Source organism: Pseudomonas sp. ASL3 (assembly GCF_056680425.1).
This window is the reverse complement of the sequence record NZ_CM155281.1, coordinates 827543-848422: the sequence shown is the minus strand read 5'-3', so window position 1 is coordinate 848422 and position 20880 is coordinate 827543. Positions and strand designations below refer to the sequence as shown.

General features: G+C 59.6%; 17 protein-coding genes. 8 read left to right on the top strand and 9 right to left on the bottom strand.

Annotation, left to right across the window (positions count from 1 at the left end; genetic code table 11):
* Positions 1-151 precede the first annotated feature (151 nt).
* The 4 genes from AC1MEE_RS03795 to AC1MEE_RS03780 all read right to left on the bottom strand — a co-directional run bounded on the left by AC1MEE_RS03795 (position 152) and on the right by AC1MEE_RS03780 (position 5407).
* Positions 152-1225, bottom strand: coding sequence for a diguanylate cyclase (locus AC1MEE_RS03795; RefSeq protein WP_480413917.1), 1074 nt, complete (start codon positions 1223-1225; stop codon positions 152-154).
* A gap of 238 nt (positions 1226-1463) precedes the next feature.
* Positions 1464-3005 carry a sensor domain-containing diguanylate cyclase gene (locus AC1MEE_RS03790; protein ID WP_480413916.1) on the bottom strand — a complete coding sequence of 514 codons (1542 nt, stop codon included), beginning with the start codon at positions 3003-3005 and terminating at the stop codon, positions 1464-1466.
* 125 nt (positions 3006-3130) lie between these two features.
* Complete coding sequence (gene speB, locus AC1MEE_RS03785) at positions 3131-4090, bottom strand: agmatinase (protein ID WP_480413915.1); 960 nt, start codon at positions 4088-4090, stop codon at positions 3131-3133.
* A gap of 237 nt (positions 4091-4327) precedes the next feature.
* Positions 4328-5407, bottom strand: a complete 1080-nt coding sequence (locus tag AC1MEE_RS03780) for an extracellular solute-binding protein (RefSeq protein WP_480413914.1) — start codon at positions 5405-5407, stop codon at positions 4328-4330.
* Positions 5408-5525: 118 nt separating this feature from the next.
* Between AC1MEE_RS03780 and AC1MEE_RS03775 the strand changes: the two genes are divergently transcribed.
* The 3 genes from AC1MEE_RS03775 to AC1MEE_RS03765 are packed head-to-tail and all read left to right on the top strand — an operon-like array spanning position 5526 to position 8496.
* Positions 5526-6434 carry a LysR family transcriptional regulator gene (locus tag AC1MEE_RS03775; protein ID WP_480413913.1) on the top strand — a complete coding sequence of 303 codons (909 nt, stop codon included), beginning with the start codon at positions 5526-5528 and terminating at the stop codon, positions 6432-6434.
* A 53-nt stretch (positions 6435-6487) separates the two neighbouring features.
* Complete coding sequence (pssA, locus tag AC1MEE_RS03770) at positions 6488-7831, top strand: CDP-diacylglycerol--serine O-phosphatidyltransferase (protein ID WP_480413911.1); 1344 nt, start codon at positions 6488-6490, stop codon at positions 7829-7831.
* A 17-nt stretch (positions 7832-7848) separates the two neighbouring features.
* Positions 7849-8496: a TetR/AcrR family transcriptional regulator gene (locus AC1MEE_RS03765; protein WP_480413910.1), complete on the top strand. Its 648-nt coding sequence runs from the start codon at positions 7849-7851 to the stop codon at positions 8494-8496.
* Between the two features lie 110 nt (positions 8497-8606).
* On the opposite strand, the gene AC1MEE_RS03760 is transcribed toward AC1MEE_RS03765, so the two are convergent.
* From AC1MEE_RS03760 to AC1MEE_RS03745, 4 genes are all read right to left on the bottom strand, one after another.
* Positions 8607-12179 (bottom strand): molybdopterin cofactor-binding domain-containing protein, encoded by a 3573-nt coding sequence (locus tag AC1MEE_RS03760; RefSeq protein WP_480413909.1) that lies wholly within the window; start codon positions 12177-12179, stop codon positions 8607-8609.
* 14 nt (positions 12180-12193) lie between these two features.
* Positions 12194-12682 (bottom strand): (2Fe-2S)-binding protein, encoded by a 489-nt coding sequence (locus AC1MEE_RS03755; protein ID WP_480413908.1) that lies wholly within the window; start codon positions 12680-12682, stop codon positions 12194-12196.
* 206 nt (positions 12683-12888) lie between these two features.
* Positions 12889-13323 carry a MarR family winged helix-turn-helix transcriptional regulator gene (locus tag AC1MEE_RS03750; RefSeq protein ID WP_480413907.1) on the bottom strand — a complete coding sequence of 145 codons (435 nt, stop codon included), beginning with the start codon at positions 13321-13323 and terminating at the stop codon, positions 12889-12891.
* Positions 13324-13463: 140 nt separating this feature from the next.
* Entirely contained in the window at positions 13464-14516 is a 1053-nt protein-coding gene (locus tag AC1MEE_RS03745) for a 2,5-dihydroxypyridine 5,6-dioxygenase (RefSeq protein ID WP_480413906.1), read from the bottom strand.
* Positions 14517-14848: 332 nt separating this feature from the next.
* On the opposite strand from AC1MEE_RS03745, the gene AC1MEE_RS03740 reads away from it, so the two are divergent.
* From AC1MEE_RS03740 to AC1MEE_RS03720, 5 genes are all read left to right on the top strand, one after another.
* Positions 14849-15997 (top strand): FAD-dependent monooxygenase, encoded by a 1149-nt coding sequence (locus tag AC1MEE_RS03740; protein WP_480413905.1) that lies wholly within the window; start codon positions 14849-14851, stop codon positions 15995-15997.
* On the top strand, positions 15994-16812 hold the full coding sequence (locus AC1MEE_RS03735; protein WP_480413904.1) for an alpha/beta fold hydrolase: 819 nt from the start codon (positions 15994-15996) through the stop codon (positions 16810-16812). The genes AC1MEE_RS03740 and AC1MEE_RS03735 overlap by 4 nt, the downstream gene beginning before the upstream one ends.
* A gap of 17 nt (positions 16813-16829) precedes the next feature.
* Positions 16830-17471, top strand: a complete 642-nt coding sequence (locus AC1MEE_RS03730) for an N-carbamoylsarcosine amidohydrolase (RefSeq protein WP_480413903.1) — start codon at positions 16830-16832, stop codon at positions 17469-17471.
* Positions 17472-17749: 278 nt separating this feature from the next.
* Positions 17750-19066, top strand: a complete 1317-nt coding sequence (locus AC1MEE_RS03725; protein ID WP_480413902.1) for an MFS transporter — start codon at positions 17750-17752, stop codon at positions 19064-19066.
* An 89-nt stretch (positions 19067-19155) separates the two neighbouring features.
* On the top strand, positions 19156-20235 hold the full coding sequence (locus AC1MEE_RS03720) for a nucleoside hydrolase (protein ID WP_480413900.1): 1080 nt from the start codon (positions 19156-19158) through the stop codon (positions 20233-20235).
* Between the two features lie 117 nt (positions 20236-20352).
* Here the strand turns inward: AC1MEE_RS03720 and AC1MEE_RS03715 are convergent, their stop codons facing one another.
* A complete protein-coding gene (locus AC1MEE_RS03715) occupies positions 20353-20772 on the bottom strand; it encodes a MerR family transcriptional regulator (protein ID WP_480413899.1) in 420 nt (139 codons plus the stop codon).
* Positions 20773-20880 lie beyond the last annotated feature (108 nt).

Sequence of the window (20880 nt, the reverse complement as noted above, 5' to 3'; positions counted from 1 at the left end):
CGAAGCAGTCGCAAAATGGCTGGATTCACCACCGCATGAAGGTCCTTCGGCCCTTTTCGCAGACAAGTCAGCTCCTACGCCCTCCGGGCAGAATCGAGCCCCTGTTTGCTGCGCGATAGCGCGGCGTCGAAGACGGGGCGAAACATTCAACTCAAACCGGGTCGGGCACGCCCTGCTGTAAGGCACCGTCCACGATGCAACTGACCCTGTTGCGTCCCGTGGCTTTCGCCCCATACAGCGCTTTGTCGGCGTCGTTTACCCAGCCGGTCGCGTCCGGATGAAAGGGGCTGTAGGCCGCCAGTCCGATACTGAGGCTTACCTTCATCATCGGCGCCTGCTCGTAGTGGGTCGAACTGAAGGTATCGCGCAGGCGGTCCATGATCTCGGCTGCGGTCTCCAGCGGGGTATGAGGCAGGATCACGCAGAACTCATCACCGCCATAACGTCCCGCCAGATCCGCTGTTCGCAGGTTCTGTTTGAGCACTGCGCTCAGCTGCCGAAGGACGTTGTCACCCATCACATGACCATAGGTATCGTTGATGATTTTAAAGTGATCGATGTCGATCAGAGCGAGGGTGCCACTCTGATCCGACTGCCTGCAGCGCTGGAACTCTATATCCAGATGATCTTTCCATGAGCCATGGTTCAACAGCCCCGACAAGCTGTCGGTCCGGCTGAGGGCCAGCAGTTCGCGCTTGTGACGCTTCAACATGTGGGCCTGTTTATAGGCCACCCAGCCAAGCGCCAATGGGTAGACGGCCAGCAAAGGCAGGCAGGCATACATCTGCAAGGTGCTGGTTTCGGGCATGAAAACAGGGGAAAAAATCAGCAGGGATAAAGCAATACCCGACGCCTGCGCCAGCCAACCTGTCAGCAGGAAACGCACCCCGCCGATGGCGATGTTGTTCATGGCCATCATCGACAGGCTGGTGACACTGGGTAGCACGTTGAATTGCATGGCCCCGACCCAGAACCCACCGAAGAACGAATCCATCAGCAGATTGCGCTGCTCGGCCTGGAACGGAACCCTCGACGAGCGAGCCCAGAGAAAGGCCAGGTGCGGCCAGACAAACCCGTTGAGGACCATCAGCGCCCATAGCCAGGCTGGCTTATGCAGTGGGTAGATGGCGGCAGCAACGCAGACAAAGCCAAGCACCATCCCTAGCCCGCGCGACTTGTGCAGCCTCCTGGTAAGTGAAAGTCCTTTTCCTCCAAGGTCTTGCATGGGGTCGAGACTCCTCTGCCCTACCGCTCGATAAGGGTGGGCAACAGGACAGGATGGCTGTCCGGGTGATTAAGCGATCTGCGGGCAATGCAGCGCTCTCTCATTCCGTGAGGTTAATTCGTGTGTGGCGTAATACCGACAGCCCGCCTCAAGCACGCAGCTTATCAGAGCGACGGCCAATCGCCATCATCCTGCGGTCGGCTGGACGGCCTTGAACGGTCGCAGCACTCGGTTTGCATCACGCACTCTGCTGAAAGATCATGCTTCTATTCCTGCCGGCTCTTTTCGCTGAATACAATGCGGCGTCGGCGCGTTTTATCAGCATTTCGATGGTGTTGTCTTCACTGGGTACGCAGGCGTAACAACCCATGCTGACCGTGACGACTCCCAAGGGGTTGTCGACATGGGGTATGTGCCTGGCAAGAATCGAGAGTCTTATCTTCTCAGCCAGTGCATAAGCGCCCTCCACGTCATTATCCGGCAAGAATATCGCCATCTCTTCACCGCCATAACGAACAGCGAGGTCGCCGGCACGATTCAAGCAGCCACGGAGGGCGTCCGCTACCGCCACGATGCAATGGTCTCCGGCATAGTGGCCGTAGGCGTCGTTGAAACTTTTGAAGAAATCGATATCCAGCATGATCAGACTCAAAGGCGCCTTTTTTCGCCCGCTTCGGCGAAACTCGATATTCAGGACCCTGTCGAAATGCCGTCTGTTGGCTAAGCCGGTCATGCTGTCCTGCAACGCCAGCTTTTCCAGTGAGTCCTGGGCGACGCGCATCTTCGCTTCCGCTTGCAAACCGAATCGAATCTGCTGAACCAATAAAACGCCGAATAAAATATTGGCCAGCACGGCGATGACAATGATGATGATTGATTTAAAGGCATTCTTTTGCCACTCATCGAGCAGCGACTCTTCCGAGATCGCCGCTGCGACGACCAAGGGATATTTTTCCAGTTGTCTATAGCCGTAGAGCCTGGTGACGTTGTCAATGATGGACGTCACCATGGCGGTGCCAGAGAGAGATTTGGACAAGTAATCGGTAAACACTGGCCCTTTGGCGATGGACTTTCCAATCACCACCTCGTTGAAAGGTCTTCTTGCCAACAGGGTGCCGTCCGTCAGCGCCATGAAAATGGCGCCTTTATCATCAATATTGAAACTTTCAAAAAACCGGTCGAAATATTTCATATTAAGCGTGGCCAATACGACACCGTCGAACTGGCCTTGTTGGTCATTCACCCGTCTTGAGATGGGAATGATCCAATCGTTGGTCGTTCGGCTGCGGATCGCTTTGCCTATGTGCGGGCCAAGATTTGCGTTTTGCTGGTGATATTGAAAGTATTCGCGATCCGCATTATTGGCGCTTTCCGGCTTGCTACCGAAGGACGTAATGATCCACTGGCCTGTGCGGTCAAAATAGAACACACCCTGTAATTGCTCGGTTTCAACGACATGCTGCGCCAGGAAGCTCCGGAGGCGCTCGATCTGTGCCGGTCCTCGGCCGTCATTCTGCAATCGCTCAACAAGATCGACCAATATGATATCGGCCTCGTCGAACGTATCTTCTGCTTGCTGAGCCAGGGATTTGGAAAGATTGGACGTTGCGACTTCGGCCTGTTTCAACTCATGGTCTTTGGCGTGTTCCAGCTGCCATAAGTTAAAGCCCACAATCGACACGCAAACAAAGACAATAGCGATGATCGCCAGCCATAGCACCGGCGCTCTTTTGACCGGCCGTGCCAGATCTACCCTGCTGTCGTCATTCTGGGAATTCAACAACTTCATCCTTGTTTACAGACGCTCCAAGCCTACACCAACATGTTCTCCATAGCACTTGCGGCCTTGTGGCCTGTTTCTATAGACAGGGATCTACGTATTGCCCTCGTTGAGCGAGCACCCGATCAACCGTCGACTTTATGCCGCGCAGCGAAGAGGCAGACCATTTCCATGGCCAGTGCTGCACCGGCCAGTGCGGTGATTTCGGCGCTGTCATAAGGCGGTGCGACTTCCACCACGTCCATACCGATCAGGTTGATGCCGCGCAGGGCACGGAGGATCTCCAGCGCCTGATGGGTCGACAGCCCACCGCATACCGGCGTGCCGGTGCCTGGGGCGAAGGCCGGGTCGAGGCAGTCGATGTCGAAGGTCAGGTACACCGGGTGATCCCCGACCCGCGCGCGGATCAGTTCGGCGATATGTTCGGGGGTATTGCGGTTGACCTGCCGGGCGTCGAGCACCTGAAAGCCCATCACATCATCGTTGGTGGTCCGCAGTCCGATTTGCACCGAACGCGATGGGTCCACCAGGCCTTCGCGAGCCGCGTGGTAGAACATGGTGCCGTGGTCGATGCGGCTCAGCCCCTCGTCCGACCAGGTGTCGCTGTGGGCGTCAAAGTGGATCAGCGACAGCTTGCCGTGCTTTTTCGCATGGGCCTTGAGCAGCGGATAGCTGATGAAATGATCGCCACCCAGGGTAAGCATGGCGCAGCCGGCCGCCAGAATCCGATCAGCGTGGGCCTCGATCAGCTCAGGCGTTTGTTGCGGCATGCCGTGGTCAAACGCGCAGTCGCCGTAGTCGATCACCGCCAGGTGATCGAAGGGGTCGAATTCCCAAGGGAAGTGCCGCGCCCAAGCCATCTGTACCGACGCCGCCCGGATCGCCCGTGGCCCGAATCGGCTGCCGGGGCGGTTGGTGGTGGCGGTGTCGAACGGAATACCACTGACCACCAGATCGACGCCGCTCAAATCGCGACTGTAACGCCGCCGCATGAAGCTGGTGACACCAGCGTAAGTAGGCTCGGCCGACGTGCCGTACAAATCGGAACGGGTGATCGCCTGATCGTTGTTGATAGCTTGATCCATAACAATGGCTTCCAGGTCAAAAGGTTGTGGTTACTTTGTAAGGAGATCCCGCCCCGTCTTCGACGCTGCGCTGTCACGCAGCAAACTGGGGCTCGATTCTGCCCGGAGGGCGTAGGAGCTGACTTGTCTGCGATCGAGTGCGAAGCGCTCGCAAAAGTAGTGAATTCACCACTGAATGAAGGTCCTTCGGCCCTTTTCGCAGACAAGTCAGCTCCTACAGGGATTGGTGTCTGAGGCTTATTGGCGAGTGCGAAAGGTGGTCCAGACGCGCATGCGGTCGCGCATCAGTTTGGGGGGCATCATCTGCTCACCGAACAACCGGCCACGGACGTCCGCAGGCGGGTAGATATCCGGATCGCCGGTGATCTCCTTGTTCAACATCGCGGTCGAGGCCTGGTTGGCGTTGGCGAAGTACAGACTATTGGTCAGCTCGGCCATGGAGCTCGGGCGCAGCATGTACTCGACGAAGGCCTTGGCTTCCGCGGGATGTGGCGCGTCAGCCGGAATCGCCATGGTGTCGACCCACATCAGCGTACCTTCGCGGGGGATGCGGTAGATCACCTCGAAAGGCTTGTGTGCAGCCTCAGCCTGGGCGCGAGCAGTGCTGGCGTCGCCGTTGTAGGTCAGCGCCAGGCAAATATCGCCGTTGGCCAGGTCGGTGCTTTGCGTGCCTAGCCCGATGTAGCGCAGGTTGGGCTGCAATTTGGCCAGCAGCGCCTGCACTTCTTGCAGGTCATTCGCGTCAGTGCTGTACGGCGATTTGCCCAAATAGTTGAGGGCGATGCTGATCACCTCTTGCGGGGTATCGATCACCGAGATCCCGCAATCCTTGAGCTTGCTGGCGTACTCGGGCTTGAACAGCAGGTCGAGGCTGTTGAGCGGCGCATTGGGGATGCGCTTTTCCACCGCTTGCCGGTTGATCGCCAGCCCCGTAGTGCCCCAGGTGTAGGGCACCACAAACCGATTGCCTGGATCAGACGAAGCGACTTTGGCCAGAATCTCTTGGTCGAGATTGGTAAAACCCTTCATCTGCTGCACGTCTGACGGCTGCAAGGCTTTGGCCGGAATAATACGGCCGGCCATGACGGTGCTGGGGAACACCAGGTCGTACCCCGCGCGCCCGGTCAGCAGCTTGCTCTCCAGCACATCATTGCTGTCGAAGGTGTCGTAATTGACCTTGATCCCGGTCTCAGACTCGAACGCTTTCAGGGTTTTCTCGCCGACATAATCCGGCCAGCTATAAAGGTTGAGCACTCGCTCTTCGGCGTGCAGGGGCAGAACAAAACTCATCAAAACAGCCACGGTCAACAATTTCATGGTTAGCCTCACGTCATACGCGGTGATCCGGTTGCCTGCATCCTGCTTGCTGTCTGGCGTTTGAAAAATATAAAGTGTCTAACTTTGGCATTCACCACCATCAATGTTTGGAGACCTCATGCTCGGTCAGCTTCATGACATCGACTTGCAGTTGCTGAGGGTCTTCGTCTGCGTGGTCGAGTGCGCCGGGTTCAGCGCGGCGCAAGGCGTACTGGGTGTGACGCAATCCACCATCAGCACGCAGATGGCCAAGCTTGAAACCCGCCTGGGCTTCAGCCTTTGTGAGCGTGGTAAAGGCGGCTTTCGTCTGACGCCCAAAGGCGAGGAAGTGCTGAAGGCAACGCGCAAACTGTTCGACGCCATCGAAAGTTTCAAAGGCGAAACCCAAGGCATGGCCGGTGTGTTGCTGGGCGATCTGCATATCGGGCTGTCCGAATCCCTCAACAACCCCGTACTGCAAGGTGTTGGCAACGCTATCGGGCGTTTCCGCCAGCGCAAACAAGCGGTGCAGATCGAGATGCTCTGCGCCTCACCGGCAGAACTGGAACGGCGCCTGCTGCAAGACCAGGTGCATGTCGCCATCGGTTACTTCTTTTCTGGCAATCAGCCCGCATTGGATTACCGGCCCCTGTTTAGCGAGCGCCAGCAGCTCTACTGCGCTGCTGGCCATGCCTTGTTCAAGCACCCATCGCCCACCCTCGATGACCTCGCCCTCTGCGATCAAGTGCTGCACCCCTATCGCATGGGCGAAGTCCAGGAGCCGTTCCGTTCGGCGCTCAGCAGCGTGCGGGCCGAGCATGTGGAAGCCAGCCTGGCGTTCATTCTCTCCGGGGCGCATATCGGTTACTTGCCTGAGCACATCGCCGCGCCCTGGGTTCAGAGGGGCACGCTACACGCCCTGCTGCCCGACACCCTGAATTTCGAGGTGCAGTTCTACCTGACACGTCATCGTGGACGCCAGTCGAGCGATGTTCAGCAGGCGTTCATTGAGGATCTACTGGCGGCCTTTGCCGTCACGATCACCTGACCCGGCACTCTGGTGTAAGCTCCCGAGCTTCCGGCTAATGCTTCGAGAGGCTTATGCGCTCCACTTTCAGACGCTCCACCCTGCCTGCGCTTCGTGGTTTTGCCCTGGCAGCCGATGCCATGACGATGCTGCCCAGTGCCGCCGACTACCGCCGCTGCCTGCTGGAGAAGATTGCTTCAGCGACGCAGCGGATCTACGTGATCGCCTTGTACCTGCAACAGGACGAAGCCGGTCAGGAAATCCTCGACGCCTTGTACGCGGCCAAAGCGGCGCGGCCGGCGTTGGATATCGTGGTGCTGGTGGACTGGTTCCGTGCGCAACGAGGGTTGATCGGCGCCGGCAAGCAGCCGGGCAATTCGGCGTGGTATCAGGCGCAAAACCTGGAACATGAGGTGGAAGTACCGATTTATGGCGTGCCGGTACAGACCCGCGAGCTGTTCGGCGTGCTGCACCTCAAGGGTATCGTGATCGACAATTGCGTGATCTACAGCGGCGCCAGCATCAACAACGTCTACCTGCACAAGTTCGACAAGTACCGCCTCGATCGTTATCACCTGCTGCAGAACAAGCCGCTGGCCGATTCGATGCAACAGATGGTGCAGCAGGATGTGCTCGGGTCGAAAGCCGTGCACCGCCTGGACCTGCCCTCGCCGCCCACTTCTCGCAGCATTCGCGGTGATATTCGAGCGTTCAGGAACCACCTCAAGCGCGCCTCGTACGACACCACCTCGGGCAGCGAAGACGCGAGCGGCCTGCGGGTCATCCCGCTGCTGGGCGTAGGCAACAAGAACCCGCTCAGCCGCACGATCTGCGAGTTGATCGCTGCCAGTCAGACGCAATTGACCCTGTGCACGCCGTATTTCAATCTGCCCGTGATGGTGACGCGGGAAATCAACCGCGCCCTCAAGCGCGGGGTAAAAGTCGACATCATCATCGGCGACAAGACCGCCAATGACTTTTTCATCCCTGTCGACGAGCCGTTCAAGATCATTGCCGCGCTGCCTTATCTGTACGAGATCAGCTTGCGCCGCTTCGCCCAGAAGCATCAGCAAGCCATCGCCAGACACCAGTTGAACCTGCACTTGTGGAAAGACAGCGACAACACCTTCCACCTGAAGGGCTTGTGGGCCGATCAGCGCTACACCTTGCTGACCGGCAACAACCTCAATCCGCGAGCCTTTCAGCTGGACCTGGAAAACGCCTTGCTGATCGATGACCCCAAGGCCGAGTGGAGCGCACCGCGTGACGCCGAAGTGACCCAACTGATGCGCAATACCCTGCGAGTCGGCAAGTACGACGAGCTGGACACGCTCAGCGAATACCCGGTCGCCGTGCGCACCTTTCTGCGCCGGGTCAGCCGCGTTCGCATCGAGCGCTTGCTGTACCGCATCCTCTAACGGCCAAGGACGACAGCGTGAATAAAAAGACAGGGGTCAGGGCCCAGCAAGCCGACCAGACCCGAGCGCGCATTCTCGAGGCGGCGGTCAGGGTCTTCACCCGTGATGGCTATTCAGGCGGCCGGATCGAGCAGATTTCCAGCGAGGCCGACTCCAACGACCGGATGATCTATTACTACTTCGGTAGCAAGGAAAAACTGTTCATTCGGGTGCTTGAGCACACCTATGAGCAGTTTAATCACGCCGAAAGCCTGCTGCGTCTGGACCTGTCGACACCCGTGCAAACCCTGCGCGAACTGGTGGCGTTTGTCTGGCATTACTACGTGAGCCACCCGGAATTCGTTGCCATCCTCAGCATCGAGAACCTGCACAAGGGCAAGCACGCCAAGCAGTCCGGCGAGCTGCGGCGCCTGTCCGGTGAAGCGGTGGGTGTGCTCAAGCCGATCATCGAGGCCGGCCAGCAACAGGGCCTGTTTCGCCAGGACATCGACATCAAGCACGTGTACCTGATGATCGCCTCACTCTGCTACTTCTATAACTCCAACCTGCACACCCTCACCTCATTCCTTGGCGAAGACCTGGCGGGTAAAGACCAGCAGCGGGATTGGCTGGCGTTCATCAGTGATCTGGTGGTACGGGGCGTCTCGGTAGTGGAACACTTGTAGGAGCTGCCGAAGGCTGCGATAAGGCCGGAACGGCCTTCACACGATCAACCGTCGCAACCGGTCCCCGGTTGATCGCAGCCTTCGGCAGCTCCTACAGGGGGTTTGCGTTGTTAGTGGGTACCAGGATTGGCCCGCAGGTGTGCGATTTTCTGTTCCAACCCTTGCCACGCCGGCTCGGCTGAGGCGAAACGACTGCGCAAATAGGCCGCCAACTCGGCAATCTGGGTGTTGGACAGACTGTCCTTGAAGCCCGGCATGTAGCCCAAATCCGGGGTCGCGGGGGTGGAGATGCCTTGCAGGATCACCTTGAGCAAGTTGTCCGGCAGCGCGCTGTGCACGTTGGTGTTGGTGGCCAATGACGGGCTGACACCAAACAGCTTCGGCCCGAGCCCATCGGCGTGACAGCCCTGACAGGAACCCTCGAACACCCGCCGACCGTTGCTCAACGACACGACTGGTAACCGAGGGGACTGATTTATTTTCAGCGCTTCATCGGAAATTAATCTGTCCCCGCTTTTGCCCAGTGACGCAAGATACACCGCCATCGCCCGTACATCAGCCTTCGGCAGTTTGGCCAACTCGGTGACCACCGGCCCCATAGGCCCCGTCGCCACGCCGTGAGCATCGGAATAGCCACTGCTCAGGTAAGTGAACAACTGCTCTTCGGTCCAGGGCGTCGGCGATTTGGACAAGCCGTTGAGTGCCGGCGCTTCCCAGCCATCCACCGTGCCTCCGGCGAGGAACGACGCTCCGCCCTTCTCCGCCCCCATCAGGTTGCGCGGCGAATGGCAGGCGGCGCAGTGACCCAGGCCGTTGACCAGATACGCGCCGCGATTCCACTGCTCGCTGCGTTCGGGTTGCACCTGGATTTCGCCCTTGCGCAGGAACAGCGCATTCCAGCCCGCCATCAACGGCCGCATGTTGAACGGGAACTGCATGTCGTTGGCCTTGGCCGCTTGGCTGACCGGCGCCTGGGACATCAGGTAGGCGTACAGCGCCTGCATGTCAGCATCGTTGATATTTCTGAACGCGGTGTAGGGAAACGCTGGATACAGGTTCTTGCCGTCACGGCTGATGCCGTCGCGCATGGCCCGTTCGAACGCTGTATAGGACCAGTTGCCGATCCCGGTTTTCGGGTCCGGTGTGATGTTGCTGCTGTACAGCGTGCCGAACGGCGTCTGCATCGCCAACCCGCCGGCATTGGTCACACCGCCCGGTGCCGTGTGACACACGGCACAATCGCCAACCGCCGCCAGCAAACGTCCGCGCTCCAGGGTTGCCGCAGACCAGGTGCCCGCGCCGGGGGGCGCGATCGGTGCGATCTCCGCACGCCAGGGCAAGGCCGTCGCGGCCACGCCGAGAATCGCGCCGAAGGCTGCGAACAAGGAGCCAAACAGCCACTTCGAGCGTTTGGCCTTGAGCGAATTCGGCGGCGTGGCATTTGCATTATCCGCCGAGCCTTTCAGCGCAGCGAGTACGCGTTCAGCGGTGATCGGCAGTTCCCGAAAACGAATCCCGGTGGCGTCGTAGATCGCGTTGGCAATCGCCGCCGCGCTGGGCACCGCCGCAGACTCCCCCGCGCCCATGGGCGGTTCGTTCTGGCGCGGCATCATCAGCACGTCGATTTCCGGCACCTGAGGGAAGGTCAAAATCGGGTAACCGCCCCACTCCTTGCTGGACACCGTGGATTCTTCGAAGGTCACCCGCTCCTTGAGCACCCGGCTGGTGGACTGGATCACGTTGCCGTGAATCTGATGCCGGACCCCGGCCGGGTTGACCATCATCCCGGCGTCATGGCCAATCACCACGCGGGTCACCGACACCTCGCCGCTGAGTTTGTCCACCGCTACATCCGCAACCCACGCCGCCCACGCCGCACCGAAGCCGGGAAATTTGCTGTGGATATAGCGCGCATAGGCGAAGCCACGGCCCCGCAGGATGTTGTCCTCCTCCGGGATCTGCATCGGTTGCGTGCGCGGTGTCCAGTCGGCGCGCGCGGCGGTGGCTTTGACCAGCTCCGAAGCGCGCTCGTCATGCAGATAACGCAGGCGGTATTCGACAGGATCAACCCCCGCCGCGAACGCCAGCTCATCGATATACGACTCATGGGCGAAGGTATTGGGCAACGCCGACACCCCGCGCATCCACGACGCACGGACGATGGGCGCCATGTCGTTAATAGTCACGCGCATGTGTTCGAAATCGTAGGGCGGGATTGAAGTGCGGTCGCCCATCTCGAACATCGCTGCCACCGGCTCGACGCGACCGGTCAACAGCAGCGCCAGGGTCGGCGCGCCGTTGGACGGGTAGCTGGTCTGGAAGTCGTAACCGGCCACGCCGCCATCGGCATTGATGCCGCCATCGACTTCCATCAACTGCGCCGTGCCTTTGGGTTCCCAGGCGTGCTCTTGTTCGCGGGTCAGTTGCACTCGCACCGGCAAGCCGACGGCCCGGGACAACAACACCGCATCGGCGCACACGTCATCGGCGCAGTTACGCCCATAACAACCCGCCGCTTCCATGCGGATGATCTCGATGCGCTCTTCCGGGTACTCCAGCAGCCAAGCCAGGTCGGCGCGCAGCAAATGCGGGTTTTGCGTGCCGGACCAGACGCGGATGCTGTCCTCGTGGTAATCCGCCAGACCGCAAGACGGACCAATGGAGCCGTGAATCTGATACGGCCACAGGTAGGTGCGGGTCATGCGTTCGCTGGCCTGCGCAAGCGCCTCGCCGACATTGCCCTGGTCCAGCACGACGCGCTGCACCCTGGGGTTATCGCGGATCGCCTGGGCGATGTCGCTCATGTCCGGCAGCTTGTGGTTCCAGGCTTTCCAGGTGACTTTCAGCGCCTGGGCGGCCTTGGCGGCCTGCTCTTCGCGCATTGCGACCACGCCGACGAAATCGCGAATCACCACCACACGGACAATGCCGGGAATGTGCGCGATGGAGGACTCGTCCACTTCCAGCAGACTGTTGCCGACAAAATCACCACTGTCGAGCCCGGCATAAGGCGGGCGAATCACCCGTCCGTGGAGCATGTCCGGCAGGCGCATGTCGTGCACGTAGGTCAGTTCGCCAGTGGCCTTGCCGGGGATGTCCACCCGCGGCGCGCCCTTGCCCACCAGCCGATAATCTTCCAGGCGCTTGAGCGGCGCGTCGCCGGAAATCGTCAGTTGGTCATGCTCGCCCGCCACCAGTTCGGCAAACGTGAGCTGGCGACCGTCTTCGGCTTTAACCACCCCACTGTCTATCAGCAAGGTGTCAGCCGCGACGGCAAAACGCCGGGCCGCCCGCGCCAGCAGAAAACGCCGCGCTTCGGCAGCCGCATTGCGCAAGGGGATGGCCGAAATCTGGATCGTCGCGCTGGCGATGGTCGCGCCCTGATTCGGCGCACTGTCAGTGTCACCCAAGACCATGCTCACCTGATCCAGGTTCAGGTCCAGCTCTTCGGCGACGATCTGCGCCAGCGAGGTACGGATACCGGTACCGAGGTCCACATGCCCATTAAAGGCATAGACCCGGCCATCATCATTGACCGCGATGAACAGCGCCAACTCCTTGGGCTTGATCACTGGCACGCCGCCCTTGGCGACAGGGCCGGACGGTGGCTGGATCTGATCGACGATCAGCAGTACGCCGGACTTGGCCAGCAATTGATCACGGGTAGGCGTCACTTGAGTCATGGTCATCGATCCGTTCAAGGCAATTGACGGGCGGCACGCAGCACCGCACGAAGGATTTCGATATGGGTGCCGCAACGACAGAGGTTGGCCGACAGTTCGTTGCGGATCTGCGTTTCAGTGGGGTGCGGGTTGCGGTCGAGCAAAGCCTTGGCAGTCATGATCATGCCGTTCATGCAGTAACCGCATTGCGCCGCCTGCTCATCGATGAACGCCTGCTGCACCGGGTGCGGGTGCTCACGGCTGCCGATGCCTTCGAGGGTGGTGATGTCCCGCCCTTCGGTGCCGGACAGCGGAAACACACAAGACCTTGCCGCGATGCCATCGATGATTACCGTGCACGCGCCGCACTCGCCCAGACCGCAGCCGTATTTCGGGCCATTCAGGTGCAGGTCGTTACGCAATATCAGCAGCAAAGGCGTATCAGCCATGGCCGTCACCGAGGCGCTCTGGCCATTGACGCGCAAGGTCACGGTTGTCTCGCGCGCTGCGGCTTGCTCACTCATGTAGGGCTCCAAGTGTTACCGCACGACCGGTTCAGGGCGTTCGATTTGATGAAGTAGTCACTACATGAAATAAGAGCAGGAAGCGTGCCAGAGATAGGAATGAGGGGATGAATGGGAATATGTAGGAGCTGCCGAAGGCTGCGATCATTCGCGAATTTGAAGGCCGTTCCGGCCTTATCGCAGCCTTCGGCAGCGCCTACAAGTAATCAATCCTCGATCATTTTGCGCAGCAGGAACAGGACCGCCACCCGCTCGGCAGGGTTGAGATTGCTCATGGTCAGCTCGCTGATCTCGGCGGCATGCGGCACCGTGTTTTGCACCAATTGGCGGCCAGTGTCGGACAGGCCGACGATGACTTTGCGCCGGTCTTGTGGATCCGGCTCCAGGGTAATCAGGTCGCGGGCCTTGAGGCGCTCGACGATGCCACGGATGGTCGCCTGATCCACGGCGGTGGCCTTGACCAGCTCGGTCAACGAACTTGTCCCGCTATCACGCACGGCGCACAGAGTGACGAACTGCACAGCGGTCAGCTGCGAGTCGCCGACGTTCTGCTGGAAGATCGCCATGTGCCGCTGGTAAGCCTTGCGCAGCAAGTGGCCGACTTGTTCGGAAAAGGCGTAGGTATTGGTTGAATCAGGCACGGCGGGGGCTCGGTTGGGCTGGGGGAAATGGACGGTTACATTAACAAAATCTGCGGTGGTTGCACCGCCGCCATCGCGGGCAAGCCCGCTCCTACAACATGACCGCTTGTAGGAGCGGGCTTGCCCGCGATCGGCGCCAGTCAGCGCGCCATCGATTCCGGCGGATAAACCACCTCACCCGCCAACACCACCGCTGTGTCATCCAGATAGATATCACAACGGCGCAGCGGAATGTCCAGGTGGCACGGGGTTTTGCGGGTGCCGCCGACCTCGGTATTGGGTCCGGTGGAGAACAGGAAGTTGCCGTAGAACGCCCGGGCGTCCATGCACATGCCGTCGTTCTTGTCGTGCAGGCCCATGGCCGTCCACTGCGCACGCGGCTGTAAACCCCAGCCGATATGAGAGATGCCGTACACCTCGGGATCGTTGAAATACTTCATGTAGTCGCGCAGGTATTCAGCCTCGAAACCGCCGTGGATCGAGGTGATGAAGCCCTTGTCGATCTCCAGCGTGATCTGCTCCCGGGAGTAATTCTTGAACGGCAACACGATGTCGCCGACGTCGATCACCAGCACGCCCTCGGCGGTTTCCTCGTTTGGCCAGGAAAACAGGAAACCGCTGGGCCAGTGATCCCAGCGCCCCGGCTCATCGGCAAACCCGTATTCGGTGACCGACGGATACTGCCCGAGCAAGGCCCTGAAATCGCTACCCGCTTTGGACTTCACGTGAATCGAACGCGCTTGTTTCAGCACCTTCTCGGCCGCCATCACCCGCTCTTTGTCCGCCAGAGTCGGCAGCATCCGCGCCAGCACTTCAGGCGGCTCGACGGCCAACAGGATGCGGGTTCCGGTCTTGAGTATCTGCTCCTGCTCCGGTGAATGCAGCAGCATCATCGTGTCGATTACCAAATCCGCTGCTTCCAGCGCCCGTTGCGCGGCGATGTTGCCGGTCAGCGCAGTGTCGCCGCAGTAGGCGGTCATGTCGTTGCCCATGGCCGTGGGGTGGTTGAACGACGGCAACTCCACCGCGTAAACCTTGGCCCCAAGGCGCTGCGCGGCCTCCATTGCCGCGCGTACGGTGCGCGGGTCGGAGTAGTGACTTTTCAGCACCGCAACGCTCTGAGTCGGGTCGACTTTCGACAGCGTCAACACGTGCTCGAACATCTGGGTCAGTTCGCAATCGCTTACCGGCATTTCTTCTCTCCTCATCACTTGAGCAGTTTCTTCGACGCACCGAAACAAGGCGCTTCGCTTCACATTAGTGCGATTTTATAGCGTACACACCATTTAAAAGCGATAAGACATCAATTTTACGCAGTCTGCAATAGCCACGCCATATCGTTACAAAGCCACACACATCCAATAAAACAAGGTTACTTAGCGTTACGACAGCCGTTTATCGCTGAATTTTATTTTTTTAAAAGTACTGTTCCCATTTTAAAAAAAGAGCGTATACACTTTAAAAACGTTGCGGGACGACAAACTTGATCTCGCCGGTCACACATTCGAACCGAAGGAAAACCCCTATGCGAAGCAAACAAAAAATCGCAATCGTCGGCGCAGGCCTGGGTGGTGCCGCTGCTGCCACGCTGTTGCAACAAGCCGGATTCGAGGTCGATGTCTATGAACAGGCGCCAGAGTTTTCCCGTATCGGTGCGGGCATTCACATGGGCCCGAACATCATGAAAATCTTCCGGCGCATGGGGATTGAGCAAAAACTCAGCGACATGGGTTCGCACCCTGACTTCTGGTTCAGCCGCGACGGAGCCAGCGGTGACTATCTGTCCCGCGTACCGCTGGGCGAATTCGCTCGCAAGGAATACGGCGCGGCTTACATCACCGTGCACCGTGGCGACTTGCATGCGTTGCAGATGTCGACCATCGCCCCGGGCACCGTGCACTTCAGCAAGTGCCTGAGCAAAATCGAGGAAACCGGCGAACGGGTACGCCTGAGTTTCAGCGATGGCACTACAACCGAAGCCGATATCGTGATTGGTGCCGACGGCATCAATTCAAGGATCCGCGAAGAGTTGCTGGGGCAGGAAGAACCGCTGTACAGCGGCTGGGTCGCCCACCGCGCCTTGATCCGCAGCGATGTGCTGGCCAAGTACGACATGAACTTCGAAAACTGCGTGAAGTGGTGGAGCGACGACCGGCACATGATGGTCTACCACACCACTGGCAAACGCGATGAGTACTACTACGTCACCGGCGTGCCGCACCCGGCCTGGGACTTCAAGGGTAATTGGGTCGACAGCAGCCGCGACGAAATGCGCGAGGCATTCGAGGGTTATCACCCCACGGTTCAGGCGCTGATCGAATCCACTGACAGCGTGACCAAATGGCCGCTGCGCAATCGCAATCCGCTGCCGCTGTGGAGCCGTGGACGTCTGGTGTTGCTGGGCGATGCCTGCCACCCGATGAAGCCACACATGGCGCAAGGCGCGGGCATGGCCATCGAAGATGCCGCCATGTTGACCCGCTGCTTGCAGGAAACCGGCCTCACCGATTACCGCAGCGCATTCGAGCTTTACGAAGCCAACCGCAAGGACCGCGCTTCCCGCGTGCAGGCCGTGTCCAACGCCAACACCTGGCTGCGTACTCAAGAAGATCCGGCCTGGGTCTACGGTTACGACCTCTACGCTCAGGCGCTGAAATCCGGGGTGGTAGCGTGAGTACGTTCATTCACGGCGGCAACGTCCAGGCCAATGGCATCCGCCAGCATTACCTGCGTTACGGCGGTCAGGGCACCACCCACAAACCGGCATTGCTGCTGATCCCCGGCATTACCAGTCCGGCGATCACCTGGGGGTTCGTCGCCGAACGTCTGGGCCTGCATTTCGATACCTACGCGCTGGATGCCCGGGGTCGCGGCCTGTCCTCCACCGGGCCGGAGCTGGATTACGGCACCGATGCCTGCGCCGATGACATCGCTGCGTTCGCCGATGCCATGGGCATCGACGCCTATCACTTGGTGGGGCATTCCATGGGCGCACGGTTTGCCGTGCGCAGTGCGGTGCGCAATCCTCGGGGCCTGAAAAGCCTGGTGTTGATCGATCCACCCGTCTCCGGTCCGGGCCGTCGCGAGTACCCGAGCAAGCTACCGTGGTACGTGGATTCGATCCGTCAGTCACTGACCGGGATGGACGCCGAGGCCATGCGCGCCTTCTGTCCGACCTGGACTGACAGCCAATTGCAGCTGCGTGCCGAATGGCTGCATACCTGCTACGAACCGGCCATCGTCCGCGCGTTCAACGATTTCCATGACGTGGACTTCCACCAGGACCTGCCACAGTTGCGCGTACCAGCGTTGCTGATGGTCGCCGGTCGCGGTGGCGTGATCCAGGCCGAGGACGAAGCGGAGATTCGCCAGCTACAACCTGCCCTCTTCATCGCCCACGTCGAGGACGCCGGGCACATGATTCCGTGGGATGACCTTGAAGGATTCTTCGCCGCGTTCGGCGATTTCCTCGGCGAATCCATTAGCTGACAGCAGGAGAACAGTTCATGAGCGAAGAACTAAGTGCCGACGCCAACTATCAGGGCGTATGGGGCCAGCGCATCGGTTTCGGCAAAAAGCCTGCGCTGCTGATGATCGATTTCATGCAGGGCTACACCCTCGAAGGCGCCCCGTTGTTCGCGCCGGGGGTGGTCAGCGCGGTGGCCGAGAGCGTCGAACTGCTGGCCTGCGCACGGCAACAGAATATTCCGGTGGTGCACACCAACATTCGTTACCACCCCGGGCATTTTGCCGACGGTGGTATGTGGGTCAAGAAAGCGCCCGTCATGAAGGACATGGTCGAGGGCAATCCGCTGGCAGCCTTCTGCAAACAAGTGTTGCCCAACGCCGACGAAGTGGTGATCAGCAAGCAATACGCCAGTTCGTTCTTCGGCACCAGCCTGGCGTCGATGTTGCACGCTCAAGGCATCGACACCGTGGTGCTGGCCGGTTGCTCCACCAGCGGCTGCATCCGCGCCACCGCAGTAGACGCGGTGCAACACGGATTCCGGACCATCGTCGTCCGCGAATGCGTCGGCGACCGCCACCCCGCGCCGCACGAAGCCAACCTGTTCGACATCGATAGCAAATATGGCGATGTGGTGAGCAAACAGGAGGCGATGGAGCAGTTCAAACAGATTAAAGGCTGATGATTTCCTTGTAGGAGCGCGCTTGCCCGCGATCTGGTGCGGAGCGCCAGCAAAAATAGTGAGTTCACCATCGCAGGAAGGTCCTGCGTGTCGGACGCGACCCCGGCCTATCGCGGGCAAGCGCGCTCCTACAGGGAATGTGTGTTTTTCAAGAAGCCGGCACAGACCGCGCCACTGCAACTCTTCTGACACTGCCTTTGGAAGCCGCCCTACGGTGCTGCCAAAGCACTGGAAACTGCGGCTACATAACAACCACAAGTCACCGCCAGGAGACACCCATGCCCTCTGCGAATACCAATACAACCACTGCGACCACCGTCGCAGACCCGATCCAGGCGCTTTATCACAAGATCACCTGGAAGCTGATTCCCTTCCTGTGCTTCTGCTATCTGGCCGCGTATCTGGACCGGATCAACATCGGCTTCGCCAAACTGCAGATGCTCGACCAATTGCATTTCAGCGAGACCGCGTTCGGTCTGGGCGCTGGTCTGTTTTTCGTCGGCTACATCCTCTTCGAGGTGCCGAGCAATCTGGTACTGGAGAAGGTCGGGGCGAAAATCTGGATCGCACGGATCATGATCACCTGGGGTCTGCTCTCGGCCTGCACCATGCTGGTCACCTCCTCCACGCAGTTCTATATCTTGCGCTTCCTGCTGGGTGCCGCCGAGGCCGGTTTCCTGCCGGGGGTGCTGTTCTACCTGACCACCTGGTTCCCGACTTACCGACGCGGGCGGATCATTGCCCTGTTCATGATCGGTTTGCCGCTGTCCAGCGTGATCGGCGGCCCGATGTCCGGCTGGATCATGGGCCACTTCGACCAGGCGGCCGGTCTGCGCGGTTGGCAATGGCTGTTCCTGATCGAGGCGGTACCGAGCGTGCTGTTGGGCATCCTGACGTTCTGGGCCTTGCCGAATAATCACACCGAAGCCAAATGGCTGGACGAGAACGAAAAGAGCCTGCTGGAAAGCGAACTGCGTCTGGACGAGGCCGATGGCAAAGACAGCAAGCACAGCTTCCGTGACGGCTTTTTCAACCTGAAAGTGTGGATGCTCGGCGGTATCGACTTCTCGATCCTGCTCAGCGCCTATGCCATGGGTTTCTGGATGCCGACCTTCATCCGCAATGCCGGCGTGGTCGATACCTTCCACATCGGCGTGCTGACCGCCCTGCCCAGCGTCGCCGCCCTGATCGGCATGCTGCTGATCGGCGCCAGCTCGGACCGTCATCGTGAACGTCGTTGGCACATCATCGTGCCGTTCCTGATCGGCTCGGCGGCCATGGCCACCAGCACCTTTTTCACCCATAACGTGGTCGCCACGGTGGCGCTGTTTGCCATCGCGTCGGCGGCAATCATCGGTGCGGTACCGGTGTTCTTCAGCCTGCCAGCGACGTTCCTCAAAGGCCGCGCGGCCGCCACCGGCTTCGCCCTGGCCTGCTCGCTGGCAAACATCGCCGGGCTGGTCAGCAACTCGCTGATGGGCATCGCCATTGACGTCACCGGCAGCAGCGCCGGAGCACTGTGGTTCTTCGCCGGCTGCCTGATCCTCAGCAGTTTGCTGGTGGTTGCATTGCCGGCCAAGTTGGTCAACCGCTAACGCCCAGTGATGGAGTGGCACGCCGCCGACCACGTGTCAGGCGTGCCCTTTCTTCTCCAGTCATGCGATAACAAAAAGGTAAACACCCCATGCAAGGATTCTTCAAAGGCTGTGCGCTGGCACTGGCAGTCGGGCTGTCAGCCGGCTCACTCCAGGCGGCGGAAAAGGTCATCATCGACACCGACTTCAATGTGCTCAACGATGACGGCCAGGCCTTCATCATGCTGGCGCAGTTGCACGCACAGAAACGTATTGAGCTGCTAGGCATGACCTTGGTCAGCGGCAATGCCTGGGTCGATCAGGAACAAGTCGACGCGCTCAAGGCGGTCGAGCGCATGGGTCTGGAAAAACAGGTCGGGGTTTACTCCGGCGCCGCCTATCCACTGCTGCATGATTTCGCCACCTACGAGCAGGAAAAAGGCTTGTTTGGATCAGGCTGGCCAGGGGCATTCAAGAACCCGCGTCCGACCTCCGCCAGTCAGCTGATCGCACCACCGGACGGCATGGCGACCCATACGCAACTGCGTCCGGAATCCGCCGCGCAGTTCATCATCGACAGTGTCAAACGCAACCCGCATGAAGTGACACTGCTAGCGATCGGCCCACTGACCAACCTGGCGCTGGCGATTCGCACCGCGCCGGAAATCGTGCCATTGATCAAACGCATCGTGTACATGGGGGGCGCCTTCGAGATTCCGGGCAACACCACGCCAGCGGCTGAATTCAACTGGTGGTTCGACCCGGAGGCGGCCAGGATCGTATTGCGCCAACCCATCGAACAGGTGATCTTCCCCAACGATGTGTGCGAGAAGGTGACCTTCGATGCCTCGGTGTACAAACGGATCGTGGCCAAAAGTGGTGTGATTCCAGACCTGTACAAACAGGTGATGGGCCCGACCTTCGACAAGGATCCGTCGTACCACAGCTTCACCTGGGACAGCCTGCCTGCCCTGTACCTGGTCCACCCGGAACTGGTCACCGATGCACGGGACATGTGGGTCGATGTCGACGCGCACTATGGCCCGGATTACGGTCGGGCATTGGGCTACAAAAAAGGCGCACCGGTTGGCACGCAAAAGGCCAAAGTGGTATTCGGCGTCGATCAGAAACCCTTCTGGAATGAGTATGTGTCGCTGGTGACATTGCCGGCACCGGTAAAGCCGCAGTGATATCTCGTTAGTTGTAGGAGCGGGCTTGGTCTGGGCCGCATTCGGACGATAGCGGTTTACCTGACACTCCGCCATCGTCCGAATGCGGCCCAGACCAAGCCCGCTCCTACAGTTTGATCACTCACGCAAATAATCCATCACCAAGTCAGCACGGGTGGCGCAGGTCATACCGTCAGGATTGGCTTTGACCTGCTGGATGATCCCCAGCAGCTTCTCTCTGTTCTGTTCCAGTCGAACCTGCATCGCCTCGATCTGCTGCACCTTGAGTTCGAGGCTGGCGATCAATTCCGCGTGCTTATCGCTGTTCGGCTCGCTGCCCGGCAACAGCAGCGACAACTCGTCCAACGTGAAGCCCGTTTGCTGCGCGCACTTGATGATCTCCAGGGTGCGTAGCGCCTGAACCGGGTAGCTGCGATAACCGTTGGCCTGACGCTTCACGTCTTTGATCAAGCCCCGCGCTTCGTAAAATCGAATGTTCGAGGTTGCCAGACCGCTGCGTCTGGACAGTTCACCGATATTGATGGTTTCAGTTTTCATGATGGCTCTCGTTTCTGATGATCCCTGCTTCAAAAAAACCTCGACAAAACCGCTTGACATTAAAGTTAACTTTAACCTTAGGCTCTCATTATCTACCCAGAGGAGTCA

Excerpts from the sequence above, each read along its gene's own strand:
- AC1MEE_RS03730 (WP_480413903.1), top strand. The coding sequence starts at position 16,830 with ATGAGCGAAGAACTAAGTGCCGACGCCAACTATCAGGGCGTATGGGGC.
- speB (WP_480413915.1), bottom strand. The coding sequence starts at position 4,090 with ATGGATCAAGCTATCAACAACGATCAGGCGATCACCCGTTCCGATTTG.
- AC1MEE_RS03780 (WP_480413914.1), bottom strand. The coding sequence starts at position 5,407 with ATGAAATTGTTGACCGTGGCTGTTTTGATGAGTTTTGTTCTGCCCCTG.
- AC1MEE_RS03745 (WP_480413906.1), bottom strand. The coding sequence starts at position 14,516 with ATGCCGGTAAGCGATTGCGAACTGACCCAGATGTTCGAGCACGTGTTG.
- AC1MEE_RS03715 (WP_480413899.1), bottom strand. The coding sequence starts at position 20,772 with ATGAAAACTGAAACCATCAATATCGGTGAACTGTCCAGACGCAGCGGT.
- AC1MEE_RS03760 (WP_480413909.1), bottom strand. The coding sequence starts at position 12,179 with ATGACTCAAGTGACGCCTACCCGTGATCAATTGCTGGCCAAGTCCGGC.
- AC1MEE_RS03775 (WP_480413913.1), top strand. The coding sequence starts at position 5,526 with ATGCTCGGTCAGCTTCATGACATCGACTTGCAGTTGCTGAGGGTCTTC.
- AC1MEE_RS03725 (WP_480413902.1), top strand. The coding sequence starts at position 17,750 with ATGCCCTCTGCGAATACCAATACAACCACTGCGACCACCGTCGCAGAC.
- AC1MEE_RS03740 (WP_480413905.1), top strand. The coding sequence starts at position 14,849 with ATGCGAAGCAAACAAAAAATCGCAATCGTCGGCGCAGGCCTGGGTGGT.
- AC1MEE_RS03720 (WP_480413900.1), top strand. The coding sequence starts at position 19,156 with ATGCAAGGATTCTTCAAAGGCTGTGCGCTGGCACTGGCAGTCGGGCTG.
- pssA (WP_480413911.1), top strand. The coding sequence starts at position 6,488 with ATGCGCTCCACTTTCAGACGCTCCACCCTGCCTGCGCTTCGTGGTTTT.
- AC1MEE_RS03795 (WP_480413917.1), bottom strand. The coding sequence starts at position 1,225 with ATGCAAGACCTTGGAGGAAAAGGACTTTCACTTACCAGGAGGCTGCAC.
- AC1MEE_RS03755 (WP_480413908.1), bottom strand. The coding sequence starts at position 12,682 with ATGAGTGAGCAAGCCGCAGCGCGCGAGACAACCGTGACCTTGCGCGTC.